This window comes from Arthrobacter sp. A2-55 (assembly GCF_025548615.1).
GTDB classification, from domain to species: domain Bacteria; phylum Actinomycetota; class Actinomycetes; order Actinomycetales; family Micrococcaceae; genus Specibacter; species Specibacter silviterrae.
In genome coordinates this window covers 1-6,838 of the sequence record NZ_JAJLOZ010000117.1, presented here as the reverse complement: position 1 = coordinate 6,838, position 6,838 = coordinate 1, and the positions used below count along the sequence as shown (strand labels likewise).

Sequence of the window (6,838 nt, the reverse complement as noted above, 5' to 3'; positions counted from 1 at the left end):
TTTCAAAGTTGGGGGCGAACAACAGCGGCGTGGCGACAGGGGTGCGGGGGCCAAGCCCAGCCCCTGCAACGGCCTGTTCGGCGGCATGTATGGCCTGGCGCAGCAGCACCGAATCCTTGAACTCATCGGACTGGACGAAGGTGTGCAGGCTCTCGGACAGGCGGCCGTAGATGGCGTGGACGTCGGCTGCCTGGCGTCGCATTTCCCGCACCAGGGTGGCCAGGGTGGTCCGTTCGCCGGGCGAAAGCTGGCTGGTGAAACCGCGTTCCAGCACCTCATTGACGGCCTGCCGGAAGCGGGCCTGCCGGGTGGGGTCATTGAGGAAATCGGTGAATCCTTGGAAAGTCCCGCCCTCGGCAGTGTTGCGCAGGGCCCTGTCCCCGTCAAGGACCTGGCCCACGGCCACTCCCTTCGTCACCGAGGATTCCATGATTTCCTGGCGGATGGTGTGCAGCATTTCCTGGACGCCGTCGCGCATGAGCTTGAAGTCGGCCGGGAGGCTGGCCGCCAGGTCCAAGATGCTGCGGACGGCGGCGACGGCTGAGTCGTCGGAGAGCACGGCCGGGTTCTGGCCGTCCCGCAGGGCCTGGGCCTCGGCCTGGCGTTCGGCGATTTCCGCCTCCAGCTGAGCTATGCGGTGTTCCGGGTTGGCATTCGTCTGGAACGAAAGGGCCTCAATGCTGGTCAGCAGGGTGTTCAGGCGGGAACTGTTGAGGTTGGTGTGGTCCGAGGTGCTGGTGTCCATGAACGCGAGCACGCGGGAGGTGCTGGCTGTCGGCTCGTACACAAAGCGGCCCTCCACCATGGGCCGGGCCAGGAACTGGCTGCGCACCCAGGAATCCGCGTAGTTGGAGGCCTGCCAGGACTCGTTGAGGCTGAGGTTCTCGTGGCGCAGTTCCTTCATGAATGCGGCCAGGTCCGCATGGAACCCTTCCAGCGGGATGCGCTGCCGGGCGGGCGTGAAGGCGGAGCTGAGGAAGGCCACCGCCCAGGGCGCTGTCTGCATCAGCCTCCAGCCCGGTCCGCGGCGCAGCTGCGATTGGGCATGCCACTGCGCAACGGCATTTTCAGTGGAGCGCATGGCGGGGCCTTCGGGGTGGTGGTGGGACGCCGCGGCGCGGCAGTGCTCCCATTTTATGGCATGGCAGGCGTGCCGCCCCGCGTGCACAGGCCGATGAATGCCCCCAATTCCTCCAGCCCCGCGGGCGTGGATGGCATGAAATTGCTCAGCTCGGGCGAGCGGATCACCACGGCCCGCCACTTGCCGCGGGAAACGGCCACATTGATGCGGTTGCGGTTGAGCAGGAACTCCATGCCGCGCGGCGCGGCTGCGGGGTCCGCACAGGCCATCGTCACCAGCACCACGGGCGCCTCCTGCCCCTGAAACTTGTCCACTGTGCCCACACGCACATCCTGCAGCCCGGCCGCGTCCAGTGCACCGCGCACCAAGTGCACCTGGGCGTTGTAGGCGGCCACCACCAGGACGTCCTCCGCCCGGAGCGGGCGCCGGGACTCCCCGGCGCCGGGCGTCCATGACAGCCCGATGTGAGCCTTGGCCTGGGCCACCACTTCGGCGGCCTCCTCCGGTGAGGACTGGACATTCTCCCGCGTGCTGTGCGGCGAAGGCGCCACGAAGACCGTTTCCACCCCGGCGGGCTTGCCGGCCAGGTGGCGCTCGGAAGCAGCCGGTGCGGACTGCAGCTTTCCCTCATAACTAAGCCGCGACACGGCCGCGCACAGTGCCGGGTGCATGCGCCACGAATCTGCCAGAAAGTAGCCAAGTTCCGGCGGCAGCGTGGCGTGCCCGGCCGACAGCCAGCCCAGGGCGGATTCGTCAACAGGTGCGGGGTGTGAGCCCTGGGTGACTTGCGGCAGCTGCTGTGGATCGCCCAGCAGCAGCAGCCGCTGGGCGGACTGCGCCACGGCGAGCGTGTTGGCCAGTGAGTACTGCCCGGCCTCGTCAATGACCAACAAATCCAGCGACCCGGCCGGTACGTTGGCGCCCGTCATGGTCCAGGCAGTTCCGCCGATCAAGGCCCCCTCCGGCCCGCCCAGCAGCCGGCCAAATTGTTTGTCATCCGTGACTTTCCACGGCACCTGGTGCGGGGCGGCCAGCTTTTTGCCCACCCGTTCCGGGTCGACTCCGGCCTTCTCCACGGCGGCCCGCAGCATGTTTTCCACCACGGCGTGCGATTGACCCACCACCCCGACTTTCCACCCGCGCGCCACCAAATTCGCAACCACGTGCGAGCCGACATGGGTCTTCCCGGTGCCGGGAGGCCCCTGGACAGCCAGGTAGGAGTGGTCAAGGGCCAGCACGGCTTCGGTGATGGCGCCAATGTAGTCCCTGCCCTGCAGGCTGTGTCCGTCCCCGGGCACGACGGCGCTGGGCAGGTTGGCGCCTCCGGCCAGCCTGGGGCGGGCCTTGCGCAGGATTTCAATGCCGGGGTGCCTGGGCAGGTCGGGAAGGCTGCTCCCCACCGTCGAGGCCAGCTCGGCCAGGGCAGTCCGGATGCTGGTGGTGCGGACAGGCTGGTTTGGGGTCAGGGCCATGGGCAGCTGGCCGTATGGCTGGACTTTCAGGGTGGACTTTTCCGCCACGAGCAGCGTGGTCAGTTCCGGGGTTGCGGGATCGGACATGTCTTCCAGCACGGTGATGTTGAACAGGCCTCCGCGCCGGGCGGCCGCGGCGGGATCGCCTGTTTCTTCGGCCATTCCGTCCGGCAGGGGGGCGTCAAACATCCCAAACCACTCGGTTTCCGGGCGGAAGTCGGAGCCTTCCGTTGCCGTTCCCGTCACCTGGAGGATGCGGCTCTCAGTCCGTGCCCGGGGCTTGTCCGCCGGTTTGGCCCAGTCCTCCACCACCGCAACCTCCTGGATGCGCAGGATGTTGCGTTCCTCGGCCCAGGCATCTGGCTGCCTCTCCAGCCTGTCAAAGTGGCCCCACCAGAACTGCTTGTCCTCTCGGCGGTGATAGCTGGCGGCGGCCGCAACCATGTCCACGGCGTTCTCTTCAGGGGTGAATTCATGGCCTTTTTGGGCCCGCAATCCGTCCAGGAACGCGAGCAGCTGCAGTTCCCCGGGGCTGGGTTCGTGGCTGTCCTTCTTTGCCTCGGAAACGTCCAGCTTTCCGCTGCCCTCGGTCCAGGCCGCCACCTGCACGGCCGCCCCGATGCTGAACAGCCAGTTGCGCAGGCGCAGGGTGGAAAGGCAGTCGTACTCGTTGTACGCGGAGATTGACTCCAAGGTCTCCCGGGCCTTGGCGGCCTGGCCAATGTCCCCGGCCAGGCCGGCGTCGCGCTCGGCACAATAGTCCGCATAGGCAACTACGGAGGCCCCGGCGTTTGTCACGTCCCCTACGCGTCCGGCGGGCATGTAAAACGGCTCCAGCTTCTTGATGGAATAGGAGGACTCGGAAATCCGGACGGACTGGCGGACGGTGTCCAGCAGGTCCACGAGCAGGCCGCTGCGCAGCCAGCCGTCCACAATGTCCTCGCCGGCGCCGTGGAGGACGGAAAGGTTCCGCAGGGCCGATTTTTCGTACGGCGCATAGTGGTAGACGTGCATGTCCGGCCACTGGCGGCGGCGGGTCTCCACATACTCGAGGAACGCCAAAAAGGCTGCACGTTCCCCGGCGCGGGAATGGGCCCAGAACGGCGTGAACACTTCCCGTGTGCCTGGGGCGGCGCCCGGCGCAGGGGCCTCGATGGAGCCAAACAAGTACTCCAGGCTCCATTTTTCCGTGGCCGGATCCTGCCAGAGCGGGTCCCCCTCAAAGTCAAAGAAAATGTCGCCGTCGCTGGGCGCGGGCAGGCGGCTGACGCTGTCCCGCAGCACCTTGTAGCTGAGCTGGTGCGCCTCCGCACCGGTGCCCGCGGTTGCCGTGCCGTCCGCGGTTTCCAGGCCCACTTGCATGCGCGACTGGTCACGCAGGCGGGCCAGCGGCCCGGTGGCGGCGGACCGCGGCATTGCCGCGAGAGCGTCGATGGTGGAGATGCCCTGGGCCAGGAGCTTGCGGCGCTGCGAACCCGTCATTCCGTTGACCAGGAGCAGGTCCCGGTGCTCCGCCACCTGCTGCGTGCAATAGTCGCAGCGCCCGCAATAAGTGATGCCCTCCTGCAGCCAGGCCACCGTCCCTGCCTGCTTCCGGTGCCCCGCGGTCAGCGCCAGAAAGTGGTCCCTGCGTTCGCGGAACACGGGCAGCAGGTCCGCCATGGGGTGGTTGCTGTGCGTGCGGTCGCCCAGCACCAGGGTGGTCACGGGAGCCACAGCTATGCCGTACTTTTCCAACTGGTCGCCGTAGGCGGCGAGCTGCAGCAGCGCGCTGGTGCGGGCGTGCCGGGCCAGCTTGGTGTCCCACACGGCATAGGAGCCATCCGGCTGCCGAACCAGGAAGTCTGCGAATCCGAGCAGCGAACCGTCAAAGAACGTGGCCTGAAAAACGACGTCGGCCCCGCCACGCAGCGCTGCCAGCGTTTCCTCCCGCTTGGACTCCAGGGCGGCCCAGCTCAGCTCCCCGCGTTCCACGACCTTCACACCCGTGCCGGTGGCCGGATCCCACGGGCCGTGCTGGGCAACGAGCTCGCTCAGGACCTTGTGCTCAAAGGCGTCGCCGAGTTCGGCGGCCCGGCGCAACATGGCGTCCTCCGGGAACCCGGGCTTCTGCGCCCGGCCCAGCTTTTCATCCAGGATCCGCAGGGTCCGGTACTGGCACTCACTCGCCACCACCAGGTCGGAGGCGGAAAAGATCAGGGGCGAGCCGGTGACGTCCGGACGGTCCGGGCGGGTGGGGAGGAGGAACATGGCGGCGCCTTCCAGCAAGTCCAAAGTGCAGTCCCTTGAATCTAGCAAGGGCCACTGACATGGGGCGCAACCCTCCCCAGCGGCGCCAAACCGTGGGAACATGTGGCCAACGCGGGAAGGAGGTGCCATGGCCGGAAACAGCGGGCCTGTACGGCTCACCGCCGTCGTGCACGGCATGGTCCAGGGCGTTGGCTTCCGGTGGCTGACGGCCCGCAAGGCCGCGCAGCTGCAGCTGGACGGGAATGCCGTGAACCGGGCGGACGGCACCGTGGAAGTGGTGGCGGAAGGGCCGGAGCCTGATGTCAGGCAGCTGCTCGACTGGCTGGAATCGGACTCCGCACCCGGCATGGTGTCCCGGGTGGAGGCGGAAATTACTCCGGCCAAGGGGGGCCTTCACGGCTTTCACACCGGGTAGCGTGGGAGGCAGCAGCTGGCCCCACCACCGGGAGATTCAATGCACACCTTTAGCCGCACCACGGCTCTTCCCCACCCCCGCGCGGACGTCTTCACGTGGTTCACCCGGCCCGGCGCCCTGGTGAGGCTGACGCCGTCGTTCCTGGGGACCGTGCTGGCAGAGCCCAGCGACGGCATCAACCCAGGCTCGACGGCGGCCCTGGGCGTGGGTGCACCCGGCGGGCTCGGCCTGTGGCTGGGCTCGGCGGCGGGGACGTTGCAGGGGCTGCTGCCGGAAAGCCTGCGCAGCCTCAACGCCCTGCGACCGCAGCTGCGGTGGGATGCCCTGCACACTGAGCTGGTGCCGGGCGTGTCGTTTACGGATGTCATGACGGAAGGGCCGCTGACTTCGTGGACGCACCGGCACGACTTTGCCGACGGGCCGGTGCCCGGCAGCACCATCATGACGGACACGATCACCTACCAGCTGCCTCCGCTGCCCGGAAAGGCGTGGGCGGCGGCACAGCTGGAGGGCGCACTGGAGCGCATGTTTGCGTTTCGGGAACGGCAGCTGCTTGGCGAGCTGGCCTTCCACGGCCAGCATGCAGGGCCCCCGCTCACCATCGCCGTGGCGGGCGCCTCCGGGATGATCGGCACGCAGCTGTGCGCCCTGCTGGAAGGTGGTGGGCACACCGTGCTTCGTTTGGTGCGCCGGGCGCCCCGCGGGCCCGGTGAAATTTTTTGGGACCCCTCCACCGGGACCCTTGACGCACAGTCGCTGGCCGGCTGCACGGCCGTGGTCAACCTGGCCGGGCACACCATTGGGGGCCGGTTTACGGCGAAGACCAAGGACGCCATCTATCGCAGCCGCATTCAGGGCACGGCCCTGCTGGCGGAAAAGCTGGCCCTCTTGGCCGGCGACGGCGTTGCCCGGACTCTGGTTTCCGGCTCCGCCGTGGGCTACTACGGGGCACAGCCGCACCAAGCCGACGGCCAGTACGGGCAGGCGTCGTCACGGGCACTGGTGGAGTCCGACCGGGCCGGCACGGACTTCCTGGCGCTTGTCTGCCGCGACTGGGAAGCCGCCTGCCGGCCTGCGGGGGACGCCGGCCTGCGCGTGGTCAACGTCCGCACGGGCATTGTGCAGTCGGCGGCCGGAGGCGTGCTGCAACGGTTGCTGCCCCTCTACCTGGCCGGCGTGGGGGGCCCGCTGGGGCGTGAGCAGTGGCAAAGCTGGATTGGCATTGACGACATTGTTGGGCTCTTCGCCGATGCGGTGCTGGACGCCGGGGTGGAGGGGCCGCTCAATGGGGTGGCCCCGCACCCTGTGACGGCCGAACAGTATGCGCGGGTGCTGGCCACCGTGCTGCGCCGTCCGGCCATGGTCGCCGTGCCGGCGGTCGGGCCCAAATTGCTCCTGGGCCGCCAGGGCGCCCAGGAACTGGCGCTCGCGGACCAGCGGGTGTCTGCCGGGAAGGCTGTGGAAGGCGGGTACCAGTTCCGGCACGAGTCGCTGGAACCGGCCCTGAGGCACATTTTGGGCAGCTAGCCGCGCTGTACCTGTCATCGCCGTCGGGTGCGTTGCCTGCGTGTGGGGCCGGGGAGGGGTGGGGCTGTTGAGACGTAGCTGTGGCCGGTGGGC

Annotated in this window: 4 protein-coding genes; 2 read left to right on the top strand and 2 right to left on the bottom strand. The window is 68.3% G+C overall.

Annotated features, from left to right (window positions below; genetic code table 11):
- The coding region (locus LPN03_RS20230) for a DUF3375 domain-containing protein (protein ID WP_262455684.1) at positions 1 to 1,081 on the bottom strand (1,081 nt) is incomplete at its 3' end.
- Between the two features lie 53 nt (positions 1,082 to 1,134).
- Entirely contained in the window at positions 1,135 to 4,803 is a 3,669-nt protein-coding gene (locus LPN03_RS20225; protein ID WP_262455685.1) for a TM0106 family RecB-like putative nuclease, read from the bottom strand.
- A gap of 127 nt (positions 4,804 to 4,930) precedes the next feature.
- On the opposite strand from LPN03_RS20225, the gene LPN03_RS20220 reads away from it, so the two are divergent.
- Both LPN03_RS20220 and LPN03_RS20215 read left to right on the top strand, forming a co-directional pair.
- Positions 4,931 to 5,218 carry an acylphosphatase gene (locus LPN03_RS20220; protein WP_262455683.1) on the top strand — a complete coding sequence of 96 codons (288 nt, stop codon included), beginning with the start codon at positions 4,931 to 4,933 and terminating at the stop codon, positions 5,216 to 5,218.
- A gap of 39 nt (positions 5,219 to 5,257) precedes the next feature.
- The gene (locus LPN03_RS20215) at positions 5,258 to 6,745 is read left to right on the top strand and encodes a TIGR01777 family oxidoreductase (protein ID WP_262455681.1); all 1,488 of its coding nucleotides are present in this window, start codon (positions 5,258 to 5,260) and stop codon (positions 6,743 to 6,745) included.
- Positions 6,746 to 6,838 lie beyond the last annotated feature (93 nt).

Excerpts from the sequence above, each read along its gene's own strand:
- LPN03_RS20225 (WP_262455685.1), bottom strand. The coding sequence starts at position 4,803 with ATGTTCCTCCTCCCCACCCGCCCGGACCGTCCGGACGTCACCGGCTCG.
- LPN03_RS20220 (WP_262455683.1), top strand. The coding sequence starts at position 4,931 with ATGGCCGGAAACAGCGGGCCTGTACGGCTCACCGCCGTCGTGCACGGC.
- LPN03_RS20215 (WP_262455681.1), top strand. The coding sequence starts at position 5,258 with ATGCACACCTTTAGCCGCACCACGGCTCTTCCCCACCCCCGCGCGGAC.